The 22484-nt window shown below is 67.2% G+C and carries 25 protein-coding genes; 7 read left to right on the forward strand and 18 right to left on the reverse strand.

The genetic code is table 11. The features are described 5' to 3' along the window. Positions 1-9 precede the first annotated feature (9 nt). The 8 genes from EAH68_RS04995 to EAH68_RS05030 all read right to left on the reverse strand — a co-directional run bounded on the left by EAH68_RS04995 (position 10) and on the right by EAH68_RS05030 (position 7281). Entirely contained in the window at positions 10-507 is a 498-nt protein-coding gene (locus EAH68_RS04995) for a hypothetical protein (RefSeq protein WP_126120223.1), read from the reverse strand. A 6-nt stretch (positions 508-513) separates the two neighbouring features. Further along, positions 514-1107 (reverse strand): hypothetical protein, encoded by a 594-nt coding sequence (locus EAH68_RS05000; protein WP_126120224.1) that lies wholly within the window; start codon positions 1105-1107, stop codon positions 514-516. Beyond that, positions 1107-2129, reverse strand: coding sequence for a porphobilinogen synthase (gene hemB / locus EAH68_RS05005; protein ID WP_439647609.1), 1023 nt, complete (start codon positions 2127-2129; stop codon positions 1107-1109). The genes EAH68_RS05000 and hemB overlap by 1 nt, the downstream gene beginning before the upstream one ends. A gap of 249 nt (positions 2130-2378) precedes the next feature. After that, complete coding sequence (locus EAH68_RS05010; RefSeq protein ID WP_126120226.1) at positions 2379-4052, reverse strand: uroporphyrinogen-III synthase; 1674 nt, start codon at positions 4050-4052, stop codon at positions 2379-2381. Positions 4053-4253: 201 nt separating this feature from the next. Then, a complete protein-coding gene (locus tag EAH68_RS05015) occupies positions 4254-4625 on the reverse strand; it encodes a hypothetical protein (protein ID WP_126120227.1) in 372 nt (123 codons plus the stop codon). A 28-nt stretch (positions 4626-4653) separates the two neighbouring features. After that, the gene (gene hemC, locus EAH68_RS05020) at positions 4654-5547 is read right to left on the reverse strand and encodes a hydroxymethylbilane synthase (protein WP_277600455.1); all 894 of its coding nucleotides are present in this window, start codon (positions 5545-5547) and stop codon (positions 4654-4656) included. A 29-nt stretch (positions 5548-5576) separates the two neighbouring features. After that, positions 5577-6908 carry a glutamyl-tRNA reductase gene (locus tag EAH68_RS05025; protein ID WP_126120229.1) on the reverse strand — a complete coding sequence of 444 codons (1332 nt, stop codon included), beginning with the start codon at positions 6906-6908 and terminating at the stop codon, positions 5577-5579. Positions 6909-7044: 136 nt separating this feature from the next. Beyond that, the gene (locus EAH68_RS05030) at positions 7045-7281 is read right to left on the reverse strand and encodes a glutaredoxin family protein (protein WP_126120230.1); all 237 of its coding nucleotides are present in this window, start codon (positions 7279-7281) and stop codon (positions 7045-7047) included. A 108-nt stretch (positions 7282-7389) separates the two neighbouring features. Between EAH68_RS05030 and EAH68_RS05035 the strand changes: the two genes are divergently transcribed. Beyond that, a complete protein-coding gene (locus tag EAH68_RS05035) occupies positions 7390-8448 on the forward strand; it encodes an HAD-IB family hydrolase (RefSeq protein ID WP_126120231.1) in 1059 nt (352 codons plus the stop codon). Positions 8449-8628: 180 nt separating this feature from the next. Here the strand turns inward: EAH68_RS05035 and EAH68_RS05040 are convergent, their stop codons facing one another. From EAH68_RS05040 to EAH68_RS05060, 5 genes are all read right to left on the reverse strand, one after another. Next, positions 8629-8730, reverse strand: coding sequence for a 30S ribosomal protein bS22 (locus tag EAH68_RS05040; RefSeq protein WP_003855542.1), 102 nt, complete (start codon positions 8728-8730; stop codon positions 8629-8631). A 200-nt stretch (positions 8731-8930) separates the two neighbouring features. Further along, positions 8931-9122, reverse strand: coding sequence for a helix-turn-helix domain-containing protein (locus EAH68_RS05045; RefSeq protein WP_126120232.1), 192 nt, complete (start codon positions 9120-9122; stop codon positions 8931-8933). 150 nt (positions 9123-9272) lie between these two features. Continuing rightward, positions 9273-10085, reverse strand: coding sequence for a pyrroline-5-carboxylate reductase (gene proC, locus EAH68_RS05050; protein ID WP_126120233.1), 813 nt, complete (start codon positions 10083-10085; stop codon positions 9273-9275). A 26-nt stretch (positions 10086-10111) separates the two neighbouring features. Further along, a complete protein-coding gene (locus tag EAH68_RS05055) occupies positions 10112-10828 on the reverse strand; it encodes an Rv0497 family membrane protein (RefSeq protein WP_126120234.1) in 717 nt (238 codons plus the stop codon). 1 nt (position 10829) lies between these two features. Continuing rightward, on the reverse strand, positions 10830-11780 hold the full coding sequence (locus EAH68_RS05060) for a Ppx/GppA family phosphatase (RefSeq protein WP_126120235.1): 951 nt from the start codon (positions 11778-11780) through the stop codon (positions 10830-10832). A 34-nt stretch (positions 11781-11814) separates the two neighbouring features. Here EAH68_RS05060 and EAH68_RS05065 point away from each other — a divergent pair, with 34 nt between their 5' ends. Continuing rightward, positions 11815-12711, forward strand: coding sequence for a DUF3109 family protein (locus EAH68_RS05065; protein ID WP_126120236.1), 897 nt, complete (start codon positions 11815-11817; stop codon positions 12709-12711). On the opposite strand, the gene EAH68_RS05070 is transcribed toward EAH68_RS05065, so the two are convergent. From EAH68_RS05070 to mshA, 4 genes are all read right to left on the reverse strand, one after another. Then, complete coding sequence (locus EAH68_RS05070) at positions 12693-13385, reverse strand: response regulator transcription factor (RefSeq protein ID WP_126120237.1); 693 nt, start codon at positions 13383-13385, stop codon at positions 12693-12695. The genes EAH68_RS05065 and EAH68_RS05070 overlap by 19 nt on opposite strands. Then, the gene (locus tag EAH68_RS05075) at positions 13382-14635 is read right to left on the reverse strand and encodes a sensor histidine kinase (RefSeq protein WP_126120238.1); all 1254 of its coding nucleotides are present in this window, start codon (positions 14633-14635) and stop codon (positions 13382-13384) included. Before EAH68_RS05075 ends, EAH68_RS05070 begins: the two co-directional genes overlap by 4 nt. Positions 14636-14645: 10 nt before the next feature. Further along, on the reverse strand, positions 14646-15392 hold the full coding sequence (locus EAH68_RS05080; protein WP_126120239.1) for a phosphoglyceromutase: 747 nt from the start codon (positions 15390-15392) through the stop codon (positions 14646-14648). Positions 15393-15463: 71 nt separating this feature from the next. After that, entirely contained in the window at positions 15464-16732 is a 1269-nt protein-coding gene (gene mshA, locus EAH68_RS05085; RefSeq protein ID WP_126120240.1) for a D-inositol-3-phosphate glycosyltransferase, read from the reverse strand. A 69-nt stretch (positions 16733-16801) separates the two neighbouring features. Between mshA and EAH68_RS05090 the strand changes: the two genes are divergently transcribed. The 4 genes from EAH68_RS05090 to EAH68_RS05100 all read left to right on the forward strand — a co-directional run bounded on the left by EAH68_RS05090 (position 16802) and on the right by EAH68_RS05100 (position 20790). Next, on the forward strand, positions 16802-18508 hold the full coding sequence (locus EAH68_RS05090) for a long-chain-fatty-acid--CoA ligase (RefSeq protein WP_126120241.1): 1707 nt from the start codon (positions 16802-16804) through the stop codon (positions 18506-18508). 216 nt (positions 18509-18724) lie between these two features. Further along, on the forward strand, positions 18725-18853 hold the full coding sequence (locus EAH68_RS15055; protein WP_277600456.1) for a DUF8730 family Cys-rich protein: 129 nt from the start codon (positions 18725-18727) through the stop codon (positions 18851-18853). Between the two features lie 13 nt (positions 18854-18866). Beyond that, complete coding sequence (locus EAH68_RS05095; protein ID WP_126120242.1) at positions 18867-20480, forward strand: FAD-dependent oxidoreductase; 1614 nt, start codon at positions 18867-18869, stop codon at positions 20478-20480. Between the two features lie 52 nt (positions 20481-20532). After that, positions 20533-20790 carry a metal-sensitive transcriptional regulator gene (locus tag EAH68_RS05100; protein WP_126120243.1) on the forward strand — a complete coding sequence of 86 codons (258 nt, stop codon included), beginning with the start codon at positions 20533-20535 and terminating at the stop codon, positions 20788-20790. Between the two features lie 12 nt (positions 20791-20802). Here EAH68_RS05100 and EAH68_RS05105 read toward each other — a convergent pair whose 3' ends face one another. Beyond that, a complete protein-coding gene (locus EAH68_RS05105; RefSeq protein WP_126120244.1) occupies positions 20803-21933 on the reverse strand; it encodes a UDP-N-acetylmuramate dehydrogenase in 1131 nt (376 codons plus the stop codon). A gap of 24 nt (positions 21934-21957) precedes the next feature. Here EAH68_RS05105 and EAH68_RS05110 point away from each other — a divergent pair, with 24 nt between their 5' ends. Further along, positions 21958-22461 (forward strand): DUF2505 domain-containing protein, encoded by a 504-nt coding sequence (locus EAH68_RS05110; RefSeq protein WP_126120245.1) that lies wholly within the window; start codon positions 21958-21960, stop codon positions 22459-22461. Positions 22462-22484 lie beyond the last annotated feature (23 nt).

Consider the following 22484-nt stretch of genomic DNA (forward strand, 5'->3'; position numbering starts at 1 on the left):
GACCGAAGACTAGTCCTCCAGGCTGCTCATCCGCCGGATGTAGCGGTTGGCGTCCGGGCGGAAGATCATGACCGCGGCGACAGCCAGCAGCAGGACGATGATGACCATCGCCAGCCCTCCGACCTGGATGGCGAAGGCGGCGATATTGCAGAACACCGCGAGGGCGAAGACCACGATGAGGACCCGGCGGGAGATCCTGCCGCCGGTCTTCAGTTGCGCGGCCAGGGCGGCGATGACCAGACCTGCGACGATGTTGAACACCCCGATGAACCGGAGGTTGCGCCGGAACGCATCGACCACGTCCGCGGCGGCTGTCGGGTCCCCGGACCAGTCCTGGGTGAGCACCACCAGACCGGTGAGCACCATGACGACCGCGGCCGCGACACTCAGGTAGTAGCCCCAGCGCAGGGAACCCGGCCAGGTGCCGTCGTCATCGTCGGCTGTTCTCCGCGGGGCCCGGTTGGGGTCGTCGGGCGAGGTGTACATGCCGGGGAACATGCTGGGCACGGCAGCTCACTTTCCTCGGGGGTCGATCCGGGTGCCGGATTCATCGATCTCGCGGGTCCACTTCAGCGTCTCCGGCCGGAAGGAGAAGAGCAGACCCAGGACAGCGGCCACACCGACGATGATCTGCACGCTGCCGTCAAGGAGATACATTGCCACGGGCACGTCGTTCCCGCCCGGGCTGGCCATGAACAGCAGCAGGATGCGGAAACCGAAGTAGAAGCCGAAGACCATCAGCATCCGGCGGGCCAGGCCCGCATGTTTCGAGCGGCGATGGATGAGGTTGAGCATGAAGGCCAGCAGACCCATGACCGCCAGGCCCAGGCCTCCCGCCAGCAGCACCGAGGCGAGGGTGGTCAGCCTCATCTGGCCGTCACTGATCTGCTCGGCCTCCTCCGCGCTGAGGCTCTCCCGGGCGGCGGCGATGAGGGCGGAAGGGTCCATCAGGCTGATGATGATGTTGAGGATCTGGTGGAGGATCTCCCCGCCGACCGCCACCGCGAACAACAGCAGCAGCAGGCGGACGGCGTCAGGCTTCTTCGTCTCATCCGTGGCCGGGGCTCCGGTGGACGTGTCCGGGACAGGTGGGGTGGGTGTGCTCATCAGTTGCTGGTCAGCACCCGGGCGGCGTCGGTGGCGAAGTAGGTGAGGATCTGGTTGGCACCGGCCCGCTTGATCGAGGTCAGCGATTCCATCATCACGCCCTCCAGGTCAAGCCAGCCGTTGCGGGCCGCGGCCTGGAGCATGGCGTACTCACCGGAGACCTGGTACGCGGCGACCGGCACCGGGGAGGCCGCGGCGACCGCAGCCAGGACGTCGAGGTAGGGCATTGCGGGTTTGACCATGATGAAGTCCGCGCCCTCGTCGACGTCGAGTTCCGCCTCCAGCAGGGATTCACGCAGGTTGGCGGGGTCCTGCTGGTAGGTGCGTCGGTCGCCCTCCAGGGAGGAGCCGACGGCCTCACGGAAGGGGCCGTAGAAGGCGGAGGCGTATTTCGCGGAGTAGGCCATGATGGACACATCCTGGTGGCCGGCTTCGTCGAGGGCCTCGCGGATGGCCAGGATCTGGCCGTCCATCATGCCGGAGGGGGAGATGATGTGCGCGCCGGCATCGGCCTGGGCCACGGCCATCTTCTGGTAGAGGAAGAGCGTCTCATCATTATCGACGACCGCCCGTCCCCAGCGATCCTCCCGCACGACGCCGCAGTGCCCGTGGTCGGTGAACTCATCGAGGCAGGTGTCGGCCATGAGCAGCAGGTCATCGCCGAACTCCTCCCGCATCGCGGACAGCGTCCGGTTGAGCACGCCCTCCGGGTCGCAGGAGGGGCTGCCCTCGTTGTCCTTGTCCTCGTCCCGGGGTACGCCGAACAGGTCGACGCAGCGCACACCGGCCTCCAGGGCCTCGTGCGCGGCGCGCTTGAGTGAGTCCAGGGTGTGCTGGTGCACGCCCGGCATGGAGGAGATCTCCCGCGCCTCGGTGATGCCGTCGGCGATGAACATCGGGAGGATGAGATCCGCGGGGCGCAGGCTCGTCTCGGCGACCAGTTCCCGCATCGCCGGGTTCGCACGCAGGCGGCGCGGGCGACGGATGGGAACGGGCACGTACGGGTTGGAGTGATCAGTCACAGCGGGTGCTGGTCCTTCCGGGGTGTGGGGGTGTCGGTTACTCTCCGCCATCATAGGCGCCCCGCCCCCGGCGACGGGTACGGGGCTCCCAGGTCCGGGAGTGCCGACCGCTCACCGCCGGGAGATTTTCAGGTGAGCTTTTCAGGCCCCTGAAAAGCTCACCTCATATCTTTAGCTGAGCTGGTAAAATGCTTCGCCGGCCGGCAATTCAGGTGAGTTTTCAGGCCGTCCCCAGCACAACCCGCCCCGTCACTCCGCCTTGCGGCGGGTGCGGCGTTTCTTGCGCGGCGGGGGCAGCTGGCCCGCGGCACGCAGACCGGCGACGTGGTCAGCGAGGGCGTCGACAAGATCGGGGACCTCGGCGATCTCAGGGACGACGTCGACACGCAGGCCCATCTCCTTGGCGGTGGCCTCGGTCATGGGGCCGATGCAGGCGATGATGGTGCGCGGGTGCGGCTTGCCGGCGATGCCGACGAGGTTCTTCACCGTCGAGGAGGAGGTGAAGCAGACGGCGTCGAAACCGCCGGACTTGATCATCTCGCGGATCTCCGCAGACGGCGGGGCGGCACGGACGGTGCGGTAGGCGACGACGTCGTCGACCTCCCAGCCCTTCTCCAGCAGGCCGTCGACCAGCACATCAGTGGCGATGTCGGCCCGTGGCAGCAGGACACGTGCCACCGGATCGAGGTCCTCGACGTACTCGGGGAAGACCTCCACCAGGCCGGCGGCGTTCTGCCGGGTCACGGCGGGCAGCAGTTCGGGGGTCATGCCCAGGTCCCGGATCGCCTGAGCGGTCTTGGTGCCCACGGCGGCCAGGCGGACACCGGCGAAGGAACGTGCGTCGAGGCCGAATTCGACGATCTTCTCCCACACGGCGGACACCGCGTTGACGGAGGTGAACACAACCCACTGGTAGCGGCCCTCGACGATGCCCTTGATGGCGCGTTCCATCTGGGCGGGGTTGCGCGGCGGCTCGACGGAGATCGTCGGCACGGACTGGGGGATGGCACCGTATCCGGACAGGCGCGCGCTCATCGCGGCGGCCTGCTCCTTGGTGCGCGGCACCAGCACACGCCAGCCGTAGAGCGGACGGTTCTCCCACCAGGAATACTTGGTGCGGTCGTCAACGCCCTTACCCAGGGTGACCACCAGCTGACCCGGCAGCTCAGCATCCAGCCGACCCAGGGTGCCCAGGGTGGCGTCGTGGGTGCGCTGCAGGCGGGTGGTGCCGTTGACGGTGACGGAGACCGGGGTCCCGGGGACCATGCCGCGGGCGGACAGCTCGATGGCGATGGTCGACAGATCATCGGCCGTGGCCTGCAGCACCAGGGGCTGCGGAGCGCTGACCAGCTGATCCCAGTCGACGTTGTTGTCCGTGACGTCGGTCTCCGTGTAGGTGGAACCGAGACCGATTCCGGCGAAGGACGGCACCGTCGAGGGCAGGGACATACCCGGCACGACCTGGAACTCCAGGCCGGCGGCGGCGACGGCGGCGATCTCCGCCATGGTGGAATCACGGGTCAGGGGGTTGCCGGTGACCAGGCGGATGACGTCGCCGTCATCCTCGGCGAGGGCGTCACGCAGCTGCGCGACGATCTCATCGGGCCGGGTGGACACCACCTCACGGATGTCAGCGGCGGTCGGTGCCGGCGGACGCGGGGGACGACGGCGGGCGCCGGCTTCCTTGGCCTCCGCGCAGATGCGTTCGTACTCGGCCTCGGCGGCGTCGAGACGCTCCTGCGGGACGGGCAGCACCGAAGCCACCACCTCGCGCACACCACTGAGCACGCCCGGGTCGGTCACGGCAATGGATGTTGCAGCGAGGACCTCGCGGGCACGAACGGTCAGCAGCTCGGGGTTTCCGGGGCCTGCGCCGACGAAGACGACCTTTCCCGGCTGGGAGGTCTGAGGGACCATGCTCATACAGATCTTTTCTAGTGTGGACTACTCACAACAGGGCATGACACGGATGCACGCCCCGTCGGAGGGCTTCAAAGGGGGGCCATATCATTCGGGGGCGTACACAGTGTGGTATTCACACCTTAAATTAGGAACGCCGGAATACGAAAAGCCCGGTTTCCCGGACTACTGTGCACCAGCCCCGCGACGGCGGTTTTTCGGGACTCAGCCCACGAGCATGGACAGCTCGCGTGCGTAGTCCTCCGCCCTGGGGGTGGAGATGATGATGCGGTTGACGGTGGCGGACTTCAACTCGAGGATGATGCCCGGCCCACTGCCGTGGCACACCGCGAAGGTGCTGGCCCCGGTGCCGTCAGCCGCGGTGAACGTACCGGTGTTCGTGAGACCCCGGATGCGGGTGCCGGGGGCATGTCGCCCAGCGGGCACGGCGTGCGCCAACCCACAGGCGTCATCGACGACGGAGACACCCGTGATCACACGGGTCGGGATGGTGAAGTGCGAACGTCGTGCCGCGAGCTTCTCCCACCAGTCGAGGGCGACCGTCACCTGCCGGTCGCTGATCTTCAGAACAGCCATGGTGCTGGTGAGTGTATACGCCCGGCGGCTAACGGTCGATCAGGTCCGCCGCGCCCCGGCCCAGAAGATCAGCCGCGGCAGCCTCACCGAGGGCCACCGGATCGGTGCCGGACCCCTCATAGACCAGCTGGGTGGAACCGTCGAGGGCGAAGACCCCTGCGGTGAGGTGGATGGTGCCGTCCGCGTCGATCGTCGAATGGGAGGCGACGGGGGCGGTACAGCCGGCCTCGAGACGGTTGAGCACGATGCGCTCGGTGTTCGCGCAGGTGTAGGCGGCGGCGTCGAGAAGCAGGTCGACGGCGGCGCGCGCCTCCTCATCGTCGGCGCGGCACTCGACGGCCAGGGCGCCCTGGGCCGGTGCAGGCAGGATCACGTCCGGGCCGAAGACCTCGGTGGCGCGCTCCCCCAGCCCGACGCGGGACAGGCCTGCGTAGGCCAGCACGACGGCATCAAGTTCACCGTCGGTGACATAGCCCATGCGGGTCTCGATGTTGCCGCGCAACGGGCGGATGTCCAGGTCCGGGCGCACGGCCTTGAGCTGGGATATGCGGCGCGGCGCGGAGGTACCCACCCGGGCCCCCTGCGGCAGCTGCGCCAGGGTGAGGCTGTCGCGGGCGATGAGGGCCTCGCGGGCGTCGGCACGCACGGGCACGACGAGGTGGAAGCGCTCATCCGGGGCAGTGGGCAGATCCTTGAAGGAGTGGACCGCGATGTCACATTCCCCGGCATGCAGGGCCTCGCGCAGCGCCTGGGTGAACACTCCGACGCCGATGCGTTCGACGGGTGCCATGTTGACATCGCCGGCGGTGGTCACCAGGTGCAGCTCGGCGTCGTAGCCGGCGGCGATGAGGGCGTCACGCATGTGCCCGGACTGGGTGGTGGCGAGGTTGGAGCGGCGGGTGCCGATCTTCAGGGTCTTCAAATTCCTCGGATCTCCTTCGGGTTCATCATTCATTTGGTGGTGAGCTTGCCCTCAGGCAGTTCAGAGACGGAGACGGCCACGGCCGGGGCCTCCGTCGAGAGTCCGAACAGCTCCTGCAGCGCGGACTCGTAGGAGACGACACCGGACTCGGCGGCGAGCTGCTTCACGCGCACCGTCGGCTCGTGGAGGAGCTTGTCCACCACCCGGCGTACCGTGCGGGTGACCTCCGCGAAATCCGGCCCGTCCACCTCCGGGACGCGGGCACGCAGACGGTCCAGTTCGTCCTCCACGAGTTCCGCCGCATGCCGACGCAACGCCGACACCGCCGGCACCACATCCCGGATGCGCTGCTCAGAGCTGTACTCACGCAGCTGCTCCGCGACGATCTCAAGCGCGGCCCGGTGGCCGGTGTCCTTGTCCCCGCGGCCGGAGATCGTCTGGTGGAGGCGTTCGATGTTGACCAGGTGCACGCCGTCGAGCTCGGCGACCGCATCCTCGATGTCACGCGGCATCGACAGGTCGATGAGCATGAGGTCCCGGGGACGTTCCGCCGGGATGTCGGCGGCGGTGATGGTGAACTCGTCCGCACCGGTGGCCGAAACCGCCAGATCGACATGGGAGAGGACGGAGGCACGGTCCTCGAAGTCCACGACCTCGGCGGCGACGCCAGCCTCGTGGGCATGCTCCGCCAGCCGCTCTGCACGCTCGCGGGTGCGGTTGGCGATGATGAGCTTGTCCACCCCCAACCGCCCCAGGTGGGTGGCCGCCAGCGAGGCCATGGCCCCGGCTCCGAGCACCAGGGCGGTCTTACCCCCGAGATCCTCGATGTGGAGGTTCTCCAGGGCCTCGTCCACGGCCACGGAGACCATCGACGCACCGGCGTCGTCGATATCGGTCTCCGAGTGGACGCGTTTGCCGGTCTGCAGAGCGGTCTGCGCCAGACGGTGCAGCGCCGGACCGACCGTGCCCTTCTCGGTGGCCTCCTGGTACGCGGTGCGTACCTGGCCGATGATCTGCTGTTCACCGACCACCATCGAGTCCAGACCGGAGGCGACGACCATCATGTGTTCGGCCGCCGCATCCGCGTAGCGGACGTAGAGGTAACCCCGCAGGGTCTCGATGTCGACGTCCGAGATCTCGTGCAGCACCTCAACCACGTCCTCCACGCCGGCGTGGAAGGAGTTGGCCACGGAGTAGATCTCCAACCGGTTACAGGTCGAGACGATCATCGCCTCGCTGAGCGAGGGCCGCTCAACGAGCTGGGAGGTTGTGTCGTGCCGGACCGATTCGTCCATACTCAGCCGTTCGAGCAGCGCCACCGGCGCCGACCGGTGCGACATTCCCACGACGAGCACACTCACGTTTTCCTTCACCGCTTTCAGCTTCACGGACATGTCAGGGACAGGTCCCCGAGAACGCTCCGTGCAGGCGCCGTCGGGGTGGATCATACAAAAGGATACCCCCGATCCACAGGAAACCCCCATCGGGTCCGTCAGCTCAGGCGAGGGCAGCAGCCAGTTCATCACTGTCCACCTCCCAGCACGCGAACTCCTCGTCGTCGATGACGACCACCGGAACCCGGTCCCCGAACTCCATCGCCAGCTCCGGATCGTGGTCGACATTGAGCACCGACAGCTCCAGCCCGGCCGCCTCCACGACGGGGGTGATCTGCTGCTCCACCCGGGCACACGACCCACAGGTCGTCCGCACCATCAACTCCACCGTCTGTGCCATCGTCCACCAGTCTCCTTCAGCCGGGCACAACACCCTTCTCACGCCTACCATGGACACGATACCGCCCGACCCCACCCGCCCCGTACACAGGAAGGCTCGGAACGCGCAGTGAGCCCCTCCCCCAACGACCCCCTCTTCCCGGGCACCCCCCAGGAATTCCTCGCCAGCTGGAGCACCACCCGCGGCAATCTCCGCCGATTCCTCGAGGACCGCGCCCTCCCGCCCATCGACGAGGAGTCCCAGCGCACCGCAGGTGAAGCCGCGGCTGCCGCCGCTGTCCAGGAGACGTTCGGCATCGAGCTGGATGCCTTCTCCTCCGGCGTCGACTCCGTCAGCGGCTCCATCGAGGCCGCCGGCGGCATCCACATCAGCACACCCGACCCCGACGTCCCCCAGGATATCGGCGCGGCCGCCTTCTTCGATGTGGACAACACCCTCATCCAGGGGTCCTCGCTCATCGTCTTCGCAATGGGGCTCTTCCGGAAGAAGTACTTCCGCATCTCCGAGATCCTGCCCATCGCCTGGAAGCAGCTGAAGTTCCGCATCACCGGCTCCGAGAACGCCGCCGACGTGGCGGAGGGACGTAACCAGGCGCTGGAGTTCATCAAGGGCAAGAGCGTCGCCGAACTGGTGGAGCTGTGCGAGGAGATCGTGGACTCCTCCATGATCGACAAGGCCTGGCCCGCCACCCGGGAGCTGGCCCACATGCACCTGGCCGCCGGCCACCAGGTGTGGCTCGTGTCCGCCACCCCCGTGCAGCTGGCCCAGATCCTGGCGGAGCGTTTCGGCTTCACCGGCGCACTGGGTACCGTCGCCGAGGTGGAGGACGGCCATTTCACCGGACGCCTCGTCGGCGACATCCTCCACGGCCCGGGCAAGAAACACTCCGTTGCGGCTCTCGCCGCCATCGAACAACTCGACCTGGCCCGCTGCACCGCATACTCCGATTCCATCAACGACATCCCCATGCTGTCCATGGTCGGCACCGCGGTGGCCATCAACCCGGACAAGAAGCTGCGCAAGGAGGCCCAGCAGCGGGGCTGGGCGATCCGGGACTACCGCAGCGTCCGCCGGGCTGTGCGCACCTGGGGACTGCCCGCTGTGGTCACCGCCGCCGCGAGCCTGGGCAGCTGGCGGGTGTTCCGCAGGGAGAAGCAGACGCAGTAGCCGGCGACGGTTGCACGGCCGGGAAAACCGTCCCCGGAACCGGCCCCTGGGGGTGCCGGAAAGCCCGGCTCCGGGGACGGTTGTCCAGACTCCGGGTCGGGTTCCCACCCAGAAAAGACCGGAGGCCGCCGTCCCTCCCCCGCGAAGGGGTGGGACGGCGGCCTCCGGCACACCGGGAAACTACTTGCCCAGTTTCCTACGCTGAACGCGGGTGCGACGCAGCATCTTGCGGTGCTTCTTCTTGGACATGCGCTTGCGGCGCTTCTTGATGACTGAACCCATGGGGTCTCCTCAGATAGTGAGTGAGTACGTACGTAACCTGCCGACATACCTCGAGGTGCACTCTCGACTGCGCTGGCTGCGCGTCCGGACCGTCGGCACGAATGGGATCCATCATACCGACGCGCGGGCCCTCGGCCAAAAAGACCTGCGGCGCCTGCCACCCACAAAGAAGTGACCGGCGCCGCAGGAGGAGGGAAGCCTTATCCGGCGTCGTAGTACGAAGAGTCGAGGTAGTCGTTGACCGCCTTCTCGTGGACCCTGAACGAACGTCCCACGCGGACGGCCGGCAGATCACCTGCGTGAACCAGCCGGTACACGGTCATCTTGGAGACCCGCATGATCTCTGCGACCTCCGCGACCGTCAGAAAAGTTCCTTTGTCTGCATTAACCATATTCATCAACCCTTCAGCAGGTGGCGCGCTGCAGGCTTCCCCTCCCGCAGATCGGACACGCACGTGCTTGGACAAGCTTAGCGTGAATTGTGTGACGGTTGCGACTTAAGTGCCGTATTTTCTCCAGCCACTATCCCGGCCACCCACACATCAGGGGTTGCCGAGCTCCGCGGAACGCTTCGCGCAGGCCTCCGTCGCCCGGAAGAAGGCACCCCGCAGGCCGGATTCCTCGAGTTCGCGCAACGCGGCAACGGTGGTGCCCGCCGGGGAGGACACGTTCGTGCGCAGGGTCGTGGGGTCCTGGCCGGACTCGGAGAGCATGATGCCCGCCCCCGCGGCGGAGGTGGTGACGAGTTTCTCGGCGACCTGACGGTTCAGGCCCAGGGAGACGCCGGCATCGATGAGCGCCTCGGCGACGAGGAAGAAATAGGCCGGCGAGGAACCCGCGAGAGCCGTGACAGCGTCCATGTCAGATTCCGCGACGGGCAGTACCTCCCCCACCGCGGAAAGCAGTCCGGTGACGTCGTCGAGCTGTTCCGGGGTGACGAAGCGACCCGCGGCAAGGGCGTTCATGCCGCGTCCGACGAGCATCGGCGTGTTCGGCATCACCCGCACGACGGGGGTGCCGGCGACGACGGCCTCCTCCATGGCACCCAGGGTCACACCGGCAGCCATGGAAACCAGCACGGTGGCGGTGTCGTTCTCCTCCACGGCCGCGTTGATCTCCGCGAGGACGTCGAGGATCAGGTAGGGCTTCACGCAGAGGAACACCACGTCAGCGTCCTCCGTGGCCTGCCTGTTGTCGGTGAGGTCACGCACCCCGTAGCGTTCCCGGAACTCCCGGCCGCGCTCGGGGCGGCGGTTGGTCACGGTGATTGACTGGGGGTCAGTGCCCGCGTTGACGAGACCGGAGATCAGCGCCTCGCCGATCTTCCCGCCTCCGATTACCACAATTTTTGTCATGCACCCCAGGGTGCCACAACACAGGCTCAGAGCATGACGATGGCCAGGGGGCCGAAGGTCATCAACAGACCGACGAAACCGGCGAGGACCATTGACAGGGCATCATTGGTGGTGCGCAGCGCCTTGACCACGCCCACCAGGCCGACGGTGACAAGGAGAGCCAGGATGGCCACGACCGGCCGGGAGAAGCTTTCCCACAGTACCTCGAAGCCCTTGAAGATCACGACGCCGAGCACCACACCGATAGCCGTCATGAGGATCACCCCGGTGAGCGAGGTCTTCTCCTCGACCCCGGATGTCTCCTCCCCGGCCAGCTGCTTATCGACGTCCTCCAGCCCCTCCGGCTCCTCCGGCTCCTCGGGGGCGTCGACAAGGTCGATCACACCGGTCTGCTCCGGAGCGGACTCGGGCTCCGGTTCCGGTTCCGGGAGCTCTGTCTCGACCTTGCCTAGCACGACCGTCTGGTCGGTGGCCGGCGTCGACTCCTCCGGCTCAGGTGCGGCCTCTTCCTCCCCGGTCTCCGGTTCCGGTCGCGATTCCGGCTCCGGACCGTCGATAGGGACCGAGGAGTGCTTCGACTCGACGGGCTTCTCCTTGACGGCCGGGATGGAGCCGGTCAATTCCGCGACAGAGATCCCGCCTTCCTCCAGGCTGCGGCGACGGCGACGGGGGGTCTCCTCCCCCTCCTTCTCCCTGCCGGCACGCGCGAGCAACTCCGCGACGGTCAACTGTTTGTCGCTCATGTCACTTCCTTTCCTGGGGGTTCTCGGTGAGCCCCTTGTCGATGCGCCGGAGGATGACACCCTCACGCAGTGCCCACGGACAGATCTCGATCATCTCCAGGCCGAGTGCACGCATGCTGGCCTCAGCCACGAGGGCACCGGCGACGATCTGGTGCGAACGGTCGGAGCTGATGCCCTCCAGCTCGGCGCGGTCGGCCGCGGTCATGCGGGAGATGAACGCGATGAGCTGGCGCAGACCCGGGGCGGTCAGGGTGCGCTTGGTGTAGGGGCCTTCGGCGCTCGGAGCTGCGCCGGTGAGGCGGGCGAGGGTGCGGAAGGTCTTCGAGGTGCCCACCGTGAGCCCGGCAGCACCGTAGGCGCGCATCTGGCGGGCGGGTTCAACCAGTTCAGCGTCGATGTAGTCGCGCAGGAGATTGACCTTCTTGCGCTCCGGCGGATCGGTGTCGAACCAGTGGTGGGTCAAGCGGCCCGCGCCGAGGTCGAGTGAGATCGCCACGTCGGGGGTCTCGTCGGAACCAGTCGACAGCTCCAGGGAACCCCCGCCGATGTCGAGGTTGGTGATGCGCCCGGCGGACCAGCCGTACCAGCGGCGGGCGGCGAGGAAGGTGAGTCGGGCCTCGTCCTCCCCGGAGAGGACCTCCAGTCGGACGCCGGTCTCACGCTCCACGGCGGCCAGGACCTCCGCCGAGTTCGTGGCCGAACGCACCGCGGAGGTCGCGATAGGCATGATCTCCCGGCACCCGAGAGTTCCCGCCAGGTCCGCTGCCTCGGCAACGGCCTTCGTCAGGCGTCGGATGCCTTTGTCATCGATCGCGCCGTCACCGTCGATGAGCTCGACGAGTCGCAGGCTCGTCTTCCAGTCGCTCATCGGGGTCGGGTGACCACCGTTGCGGGCATCGACCGCCACCATGTGGACAGTGTTGCTGCCCACGTCCAATACACCTAGTCGCACGCCCTCAAGGGTAGACGGTCTAGCGTGGGGAAGTGTGAATCGCCCACGTTCCTCCCAGGTTTTTCTGGGTTTCCCGCAGTCATCCCCCGCCGGCAAGCAGATTCTGTCCGGTGGGGAAGAAGCCCCCGATTTCCCCCGAGAGTGGTTCGAGTTCGTCAATCCAGAGGATCCGCTACACACCTTCAGCGTCGACCTGACATGGGTCGAATCGCACTGGACCTGCCATTTCGGCACCGATACCTGTCAGGGCATCGACTCCGAGCAGACCGACATCGGCTGCTGCGTCCACGGCGCCTATCTGGCTGATGAGACCGACCGGGACCAGCTCTACAACGCCGTCGCCGACATGCCCGCGAAATACTGGCAGCACCGCCCAAAGGGGGTGGACGAGCATCTCGCCAGCGGCGAAGCCATCGAGCTCGAACCCTGGCTGGAGTGGGGTGAACTCGACGACGAAGACGGTGACCCCGAGCCCTCCCTGAAGACGAAGACCGTCGGCGGGGCCTGTATCTTCGCCAACCGTGAAGGGTGGGCGACCGGAACCGGTTGCGCCATCCACCAGTGGGCGGTGGCGGAGGGCCGTGACCTGACCGTCGAGAAGCCCGAGGTCTGCTGGCAGGTCCCGCTGCGCCGCCACGAGGACTACGAGGAGCGCACCGACGGCCAGGAGATCCTGCGCACCACCATCGGCGAATACGACCGCCGCGCGTGGGGCAACGGCGGTGAGGACTTCGACTGGTGGTGCTCCAGTTCCAGCTCCTGCCACACCCACCCGGACCCGGTGTGGGTGTCGATGAAGCAGGAGCTCACCGCACTGATGGGCGCGCCCTCATACGAGGTCATCGCCGACCACTGCCGACGCCGCGCCGCCGCCGGTCTCAGCGCCCCGCACCCGGCGAGCCGGAACCGGGATCAGGCCTCGAACTTGTAGCCCAGACCCCGGACGGTGACCAGCTGTTTCGGGCGCGAGGGCTCCTCCTCGATCTTGGAGCGCAGACGCTTGACGTGCACGTCGAGGGTCTTGGTGTCACCGACGTAGTCGGCACCCCAGATCCGGTCGATGAGCTGGCCACGGGTGAGCACCCGGCCAGCATTGCGCAGCAGGTACTCAAGGAGGTCAAACTCCTTGAGCGGCATGGACACCGGCTCCCCGGCGACGGTGACGGTGTGGCGCTCCACGTCCATGCGGACCCGGCCCCCCTCGAGGACCTGCTCGTCGACTTCCTCGGCTGCCGCGTCGTTGTCTGCCCCACGGCGCAGGACCGCCCGGATGCGGGCGATGAGCTCACGGGAGGAGTAGGGCTTGGTCACGTAGTCGTCCGCACCCAGCTCCAGTCCGACAACCTTGTCGATCTCGGAGTCGCGGGCGGTGACCATGATGACGGGAACCGATGAGGTCGTCCGCAGCTGCTTGCACACGTCCGTGCCCGACATGCCCGGCAGCATGAGGTCGAGCAGGACGATATCAATGTCATTCTTCGCGAACTCCACGAGCGCGGTCGGGCCATCACCGGCGATGATCACATCGAAACCCTCTTTACGCAGCAGGAAGGCCAACGGATCCGCGAGGGACTCCTCGTCCTCCACGATGAGAATGGTCGTCATGATGCTTTGTCCTTTCGACGTGTCGCCACCCGGGACACGGCCTGACGCAGGGGCCCGGTGGACGTTGCCTCTTCATCCTGCCCCGCCGGCGGGATCGCCGTCGGCGCCGGATCAGGATGATAGATAGGAAGTTCGATGGTGAACGTGGCCCCGGTGCCGGGGCGGGACCACAACTTGATGTTACCCCCGTGGTTGGCCACCACATGTTTCACGATGGCCAACCCCAGCCCCGTACCGCCGGTGGACCTCGAACGCGCCTTGTCCACCCGGAAGAAACGTTCGAAGACCCGTTTCTGATCCTCCGGGGAAATGCCGATGCCCCGGTCCGTGACGCGGATGAGCACCACATCATCGCTGGTGACTTTCTGGGACACCGAGACCGGCACCGACTGCGGGGAATAGTTGATGGCGTTGGAGATGAGGTTCGACACCGCCGTGACCAGCAGGGATTTATCACCCATGACCAGGACACCGGATTCGGCACCCTTGGTCAGGGTGATCTCGGCGTTGTCCGCGGCGACCTGGTTACGGCTGAAGGCCTCGTCGATGACCGCGTCGACAGAGATGGGCTCCATCTCGGGGAGGGGCTCCGCCCCCTGCAGCTTCGACAGGGAGATCAGCTCGTTGATCATGTCGGCCATACGGTGGGCCTCCTTGTGGAGGCGCTTGCCGAAGTACTCGACATGCTCGGGGTCGTCCACCGACTCCATGAGCGCCTCCGCCAGCAGGGCCATGCCGCCGACGGGGGTCTTGAGCTCATGGGAGACGTTGGCCACGAAGTCACGGCGCGCAGACTCCATGCGGATGTTCTCACTCTCGTCGGTGCCGTAGACGATGACGAAACGGTCATCGACGAGGGTGAGGGGTTTGATCAGGGCACGTACCGACGAGACCCGGTTGCCGGTGCGCCGCTTCGGGATCGCCAGGTCGAGGGAGCGGGTCTCCTTGTCCGCGAACACCTCCGCCGCGACCCTGCGCACCTCATCGTTGACGGACCGGTCGTGGACCAGTGCCATCTCGTGGGCGCGGGCGTTGGACAGGATCACATCCCCGCCCTGGTCGAGGACAGTGATGCCGGTGGGCGAACCCTGGATGGCCAGGTGCAGGACCTGACCGACGGTGGTGACCTGGTTGTCCTCGAGAGTCGCTGAGGAACGGTGGCGGATGATCCGCTTACGCGCCCCGTTCAACGCCGGGAGGGCGACGCCGGTGACGACGACGCCCAACAGGAACGCAAGGACAGGGGACACGCGCTACAGACTACTTGCCGCCCTGGGCGGCGACAGCGGCTGCGCCGGCGGCAGCGGCCTCGGGGTCGAGGTAGGTGCCACCCGGGTTGACCACGGAGCCGTCGGCGGTGAGCTCATAGACCAGCGGAATGCCGGTCGGGATGTTCAGCGCGGCGATGTCCTCGTCGGAGATGTTGTCTAGGTACTTGACCAGCGCACGCAGGGAGTTGCCGTGTGCGGCGACGAGGACGGTCTCCCCGTTCTTCACGCGCGGCTCGATCTCCTCCTGGTAGTACGGGATGAAGCGCTTGACCACGTCGAGCAGGCACTCGGTGCGCGGAATGGAATCCAGGTCCGCGTAACGGACGTCATCGGACTGGGAGTACTCGGCGTCATCGGCCAGCTCCGGCGGCGGGGTGTCGTAGGAGCGGCGCCATGCCATGAACTGCTCGTCGCCGTACTTGTCCTTGGTCTCCGCCTTGTTCAGCCCCTGCAGCGCACCGTAGTGGCGCTCGTTGAGACGCCAGTCCCGGATGACGGGGATCCAGTGGCGGTCGGCGGCGTTCAACGCGATGTTGGCGGTGCGGATGGCGCGGCGCAGGAGGGAGGTGTAGACGACCTCCGGCAGGATGCCGGCCTCCTTGAGCATCTCGCCACCGCGGATCGCTTCAGCCACACCCTGCTCGGTGAGGTCGACGTCCACCCAGCCGGTGAACTGGTTCGATTTGTTCCACTGACTCTGGCCGTGGCGAAGAAGAATGAGCTTTCCGTTGGTCATACTCCTAATATGCCATGCCCGCACCGGTGCCGCCGGGAATCGCACGCCGGTGACAACCCCCGTCCACACCCTCAGCCGCCGACACGCTCCCGGCGGGGTAGGCAGTCGGTGACCTCGGTGCTCAACGCGTCGGCGTACACCGAGGCCAGCTGGGAGGCGGAGGCCGACCAGGAATAGTTCGCGGCATGCAGGACCGCCTCGCCCGCCATCCGCAGGCGGGTGTCGTCATCGTCGAGGAGCTGCTCGATGGCGTCCGCCCAGTCGGCGGTGTCGTGGCCGTCGACAAGCAGCCCCGTCTCCCCCTCGGAGACGGCGACAGGCAGACCACCCACCCGGGCTGCAATGACCGGCGTGCCGCAGGCCTGCGCCTCCATCGCCACCAGTCCGAAAGATTCGTTGTAGCTGGGCACCGCGACAATGTCAGCGGCCTGGTAGATCGTCACCAGCTCCTCCGGTGGACGCGGATCCAGGAAACGCACCCGGCGCGCCACCCCCAGCTCCTCCGCCAGATCCAGGTACTGCCGCTCGGTGGCCGCTGCTCCGGATGCCCCGCCGCAGATGATCACCCGCAACTTGCGCTCAGGATTGCGCCGGACAAGTTCAGCGGTGGCCTGGATGAGCACCTGTGGCCCCTTGAACTGCTGCAGCCGGCCGACGAAAGCCACCAGCTCCGCGTCCAACGGGATGCCGAGCAGGCGGCGGGAACGCTCCGTGTTGCGATCGGTGCCGGGGGTGAACAGCTCCGTGTCGGTGCCCGGGGAGACCACGACGATGCCCTCCGGGTCGGCGTCGTAGTGGTCGATGAGGTCATTGGTCTCCTCCTGGGTGTTGACCACCAGGACGTCGGCGTTGTCCACCAGCTGCTGCTCGCAGATGCGCCGGGCCTCCGATTCCGGGGAGTCGTCGGCGCTGCGGTGAGCGTTCTTCACCGCGGCCAGGGTGTGGGCGGTGTGCACGAGCGGCAACTCCCACAGGTCCCGCAGCAGCCAGCCGATCTGACCGGAGAGCCAGTAATGGGAGTGGATGAGGTCGTAGTCGACGTCATTGCAGCGGTGGAACTGGACGAGCCCGCCGGCGAAGGCCGCCAGCTGCGTGGGCAGGGCCTCCTTCTCCAGTCCGTCATAGGGCCCGGCGACGATGTTGACCACCCGTAGTCCGGGCTCCACCTGCACCACCTCACCCTGGCTGGGTCGGGTGGCCCGGGTGAAGATGTCCACCTCCACCCCCTGCCGGGCCAGATGGCGTGCGGTGTTGAGGACATAGACGTTCATGCCGCCCGCATCGCCGGAGCCCGGCTGTTGTAGCGGTGACGTGTGCATGGAGATCATCGCAACGCGCATGCCCCCAATGATAGGTGTGCGCGTCGTTATACTGGTCGTCACCACGGAACCTGACTGGAAGGCGCACTGATGTCGGCATTTGAGACCAAGGCATGGCTGCAGCACTATCCGGAGTGGACACCCCATTCCCTCGACTATGACGACACAACGTTGCTCGACGTCTACGACAACAACCTCGCCATCAATGCCGAGAAGTCCGCCACCTGGTTTTTCGGTCGTACCCAGACCTACGCCGAACTCGACCGCCAGGTCCGCCGCGCTGCCGCCGGGCTGCGTGCATTCGGGGTGCGACCCGGTGACAAGGTGGCCATCATCCTGCCGAACTGTCCCCAGCACATCGCCGCCTTCTACGCGGTACTCAAGCTGGGGGCGACCGTTGTGGAGCACAACCCGCTCTACACGGCCCACGAACTGGCGGGACCCTTCGCCGACCACGGCGCCCGCGTGGTCATCGCCTGGGACAAGGCCGCCCCCACCCTGGAGAAACTTCGCGGCTCCACTTCTCTGGAGACCATCATCTCGGTCAACATGATCGAGGCAATGCCCAAGGTCAAACAGATGGCCCTCAAACTGCCGGTGAAGAAGATCCGCGAACAGCGCGAGGCCCTGTCCTCCCCGGCCCCGAACACGGTCCCGTGGGAGGTGCTCATCGGTTCCGCCATCGGCGGCGAGGGCGAGGACATCGCCTCTGAGCCGTCAGTGACCCGGGACTCCATCGCCCTGATCCTCTACACCTCCGGCACGACCGGCGCGCCGAAGGGGGCACAGCTGACCCACGGCAACCTCTTCGCCAACCTGCTGCAGGGCAAGAGCTGGGTACCCGGCCTCGGCGAGCAGGACGAACGGATGCTGGCCGCCCTACCCATGTTCCACGCCTACGGACTGACGATGGTGGGCACCCTGTCGGTGTACATCGGCGGTGAGATGGTACTGCTGCCCGCACCCCGGATCCCGCTGATCATGGACGTGATCAAGAAGCACACCCCCACCTGGCTGCCGGGTGTGCCGACCCTCTACGAGAAGATCGTCGAAGCTGCCGAGCAGGACAACGTGGACATCTCCGGCATCCGCAACGCCTTCTGCGGTGCGGCCACCCTGCCGGTGTCAACCGTGGACAAGTGGGAGCGTGCCACCGGCGGCCGCCTCGTGGAAGGCTACGGCCTGACCGAGACCTCCCCGGTCATCGTGGGCAACCCGATGAACGGCAAGCGACGCCCCGGCTACGTCGGCATCCCCTTCCCGGACACGGAGGTGCGGATCGCCGACCCGGAGGACCTCGACGTGACCCTGCCCGACGGCACCGAAGGGGAGATCCTCGTCCGCGGGCCGCAGGTATTCCCCGGCTACCTCAACCAGCCCGAGGCCACGGAGTCCAGCTTCCACGGAGACTGGTACCGCACCGGCGATGTCGGCGTCATGGAGGAGGACGGTTTCATCCGTCTGGTGGCCCGCATCAAGGAGGTCATCATCACCGGCGGCTTCAACGTCTACCCGGCGGAGGTGGAGGAGGCGATGCGCGCCCACCCGGACATCGTCGACCTGGCGGTGGTGGGCCGTCCACGCGAGGACGGCTCCGAGGATGTCGTGGCCTGCGTGACCCTGCGCGAGGGCGCCGCCCTTGATCCGGAGGGACTGAAGGACTTCGCCCGCGAGCGTCTCACCCGCTACAAGGTCCCGCGCACCTTCTACCATTTCGAGGAGCTTGCCCGAGATCAGCTGGGCAAGATCCGCCGCCGCGAGGTGCAGGAGGACCTGCTGCGCCTGCTTGATCGCTGACCGGACTGCGGCGGGGGCGGGCCTGAAAATCTCACCGTCCGGCCCAACCCTACGCCGCTGTTCACGCCCTCCGGGTTGACGCCTCAAGGTGACCTGGTGTGCAATCCCCCGCTCCGCCGTTCCCCGACCCCCACAGAGACCCGAACTTGCTTTTTAATATACCCCTGGGGGTATTCTAGCGACATCAGCGTCCCAACCCCACCCCAGGAGAACAGCATGTGCCGTCCCACCCCCTGCCCCGCCTGCAGCAAGACCACCTGGTCCGGTTGCGGTGAACACGTCGACCAGGTCCGTGCCCAGATCGCTGCCGACCAGTGGTGCACCTGCGACCACTCCGCACGATAGGAAGGTGCCCACCATGACCACCACCGTCATCGTCGGCGGCGTCGCCGGCGGCATGTCCACCGCAGCCCGGCTGCGCCGCCGCGACGAAGAGATGGAGATCATCGTCCTCGAGGCCTCCGGCCACGTCTCCTTCGCCAACTGCGGCCTGCCCTACCATGTCTCCGGCGTCATCCCGGAGCGACAGTCCCTGCTCCTGCAGACACCCGAATCCCTGAGGGCCCGCTTCAACCTGGACGTCCGCGTGAACACGCGCGCCACCGCCATCGACCGGGCCGCGAAGACCGTCACCACCGACACCGGCGAGACGATCGCCTACGACCACCTGGTCCTCTCCCCCGGTGCAACCCCGGTCATCCCGCCGATCCCCGGTATCGAACGAGCCCTGCACCTGCGCACCGTCGAGGACGTCGACGTGATCAACGCCGCACTGACCCCGGAGGTGAAGTCCGTCGCGATCATCGGCGGCGGCTTCATCGGCCTGGAGATGGCCGAGAACCTGCGCCACCGCGACCTTGAGGTCACCATCATCGAGCGTGCCCCGCAGATCATGGCGCCGCTGGATGAGGAGATGGCCGCGATCGTCGAGAAGCATCTCGCCGGGCACGGTGTACAGGTCCTCACCGGCGCGGACACGGAGACCATCGCCGACGACACCCTCGAGCTCACCGACGGCCGCACCATCCCCGCTGACCTCGTCATCGCCTCCATCGGTGTGCGCCCCGCCAGCGAACTGGCCGCCGAGGCCGGCCTTGAGGTCGGCGAACACGGCGGCATCAAGGTGGATGAACAGCAGCGCACCTCGGACCCGGCGATCTTCGCCCTCGGCGACGCCGCGGAGAAGGCCGACGCCGTCTCCGGAGAGGACACCCTCGTCCCCCTGGCGCAGACCGCCAACCGTCACGGTCGGTTGGTCGCGGACGTCATCACCGGCCGCGACGTGCGCCGTACCACCACCCTGGGCACCGCCATCGTCGGTCTCTTCGGCCTGGCCGCCGCCTCGGTCGGCTGGAACGAGCGACGCGCACGGGCCGCCGGGAAGAACATCCGGGTCATCCACGTCCATCCGGCCGACCACGCCGGCTACTACCCCGGCGCCGAGACCCTGCACCTCAAGCTGGTGGTGGACGCCGACACTGACGCGATCCTGGGTGCGCAGGGGGTGGGCATGGCGGGTGTGGACAAGCGCATCGACGTCATCGCCACCGCCATGCGCGGCGGGCTGAACGCCACCGACCTGGCGGACCTCGAGCTGGCCTATGCGCCGCAGTTCGGTTCCGCGAAGGACCCGGTCAACTTCCTCGGCTACGTCAACGACAACATGGTCGCCGGCGAGCGCACCGTGCAGTGGCACGAGCTCGAGGAGACGGTCGCCGATGGCTGGACGCTCATCGACGTGCGCACCCCGGGCGAGTTCGCGAAGAGCACCATCCCCGGTGCCGTCAACATTCCGGTCGATGAGATGCGGGAACGGGTTGAGGAGCTCCGCGGCAACCGTGCGCTGGTCTTCTGCCGCGTCGGCCTGCGCGGCCATGTCGCCGTCACGCTGCTGGAGCACCATGGCGTTGAAGCAGCCAACCTCGACGGTGGTTTCATGACCTGGGAATATGCCCCGCACGATCAGGGTTAGAGTGGTTGCACCAGCTTTGACCCCTGAACTGATAACCGAGGAGAGGAACGGCATGAAGCTCACCCCTGAGGAAGCCAAGCCCGCCACCACCCGGCTCAAGCGCGCCGCAGGACAGCTCAACGCCGTCATCCGGATGCTCGAGGAGGGCCATGAGTGCGAGGAGGCGGTCACCCAGCTGGCCGCCGTGGCCAAGGCCATCGACCGGGCCGGGTACCTCGTCGTGGCCACCGGCATGAAGAAGTGCTTCACCGACGAACCGGACGCCTATGACGAGAAGAAGCTGGAGAAGATGTTCCTCTCCCTGGCCTGATCCGCTCGCCCCTCAGTCGATGGACACCCCGATCCACACCGGCTCCGGGACGAGGGTCACCCCGAAACGATCGCGGACCCCGTCCCGGACCTCCCGGGCCAGGGCCACCAGGTCTGCGGTGACTGCGCTACCGCGGTTGGTCAGGGCGAGGGTGTGTTTCGTCGACAGGCGCACCGGCGCCCCCTCCGCCGGATAGCCACGGTGGAAGCCGGTCCGGTCGATCAACCACGCGGCGGACAGCTTGACCTGCCCCTCCCCCGCCGGGAAGCGCGGCATCCGGTCGGCGTCCTCACCGCCGCGCTCCGCACGCACCGCCGCCTGTACGGCATCAGCCACCGCCACCTCCACCACCGGGTTGGTGAAGAAAGAGCCCGCGGACCAGGTGTCGTGGTCGCTCTCCTCGAGCACCATCCCCTTGCCCCGGCGCAGCGCCAGGACCGCCTCGCGGACCTGCGCCACCGGACGCCGCTCCCCGGCTGCGGTAGCCCCCAGGCTGCGGGAGAGCTCCCCGAAGCGCAGCGGCGCCGACTGTCCGTCCGGGTTCAGCTGCATCTCCAGTTCCAGGACCACACCCCGGCCGGTGAACTTCAGATTCGACCGGCGGTAGGCCAGCTCCAGGGAATCAGCGTCCACCCAGGAGACCTCGCCGGTGGCGCGCTCCAGCAGCAGCACACGGGTGAGCACCTCCGAGATCTCCGCCCCGTAGGCCCCGACATTCTGCACCGGGGTGGCACCGGCGGAACCGGGGATGCCGGACAGACACTCGATACCACCCAGACCGGCCGCAACCGTGGCGGCCACGACGTCATCCCATACCGCGCCCGCCCCGACGCGGACCAGACCGCTGCCGGTGTCCAGCTCGAGGGCGTCGTTCTCCAGGATCACGGCCACCAGCCCGAGGTCCCCGTCGGCGACAACGAGGTTGGAGCCGCCGCCGACGATGAGGAGGGGGATGGCGGCGGCGTCGAGAAGCTGCACGACCTCAGCCACGGCTTCGGTGGTGCCGCACCGCACCGCGAGGAGGGGGCGTCCCCCCAGGTGGAGGGTGGTCAGCCCGGCGAACGTGGTGTCCTCATCGAGGCTCACATCCGCGATTCGGGTGAGACACTTGCGGATGTCCGGGGTCAGAGATGAATCGGTCACGTGCTCAACGGTAGTCTGTTGGTCATGGCATCCCGCAGTGAGAACACCGTAACCATCAACCAGCCGGCCGAGAAGGTCCACGCCGCGCTGACCAACGCCGACTACTGGGCATTCATCGCACAGCACCTCTCCCCCGAGCCAGGCGAGGTCAACTCCTTCGAGGCGACCGAGGGTGGCGCCGTGGTCACCCTCTTCGAGGTCCTGCCGCTGGACATCCTCCCCGAGGCCGTCCGCGCGATGATCTCCCAGGCGCTGAAGGTCAAGCGCGTCGTCACCGTCGGCCCGCTCACCGACAACGCCTCCCACATCTCCTACACCGCCGATGTCAAGGGCACCCCCGTCGACTTCCAGGGCGAGATCAACCTCAGCGGCGACGACGCCACCACCACCCTGACCTACAACAACGAGGTCTCCGTGAACATCCCGTTCATGGGGCCGGCCATCGAGCCGAAGGTCGCCGACGCACTCGGCGACCTGTTCAACACCGAGGGTGAGCTCACCGAGCGCTGGATCTCCGAGAACGCCTAGGCGTCCCCCGATTCCCACTGCTT

This window comes from Corynebacterium hylobatis (assembly GCF_003955685.1).
Lineage (GTDB): Bacteria > Actinomycetota > Actinomycetes > Mycobacteriales > Mycobacteriaceae > Corynebacterium > Corynebacterium hylobatis.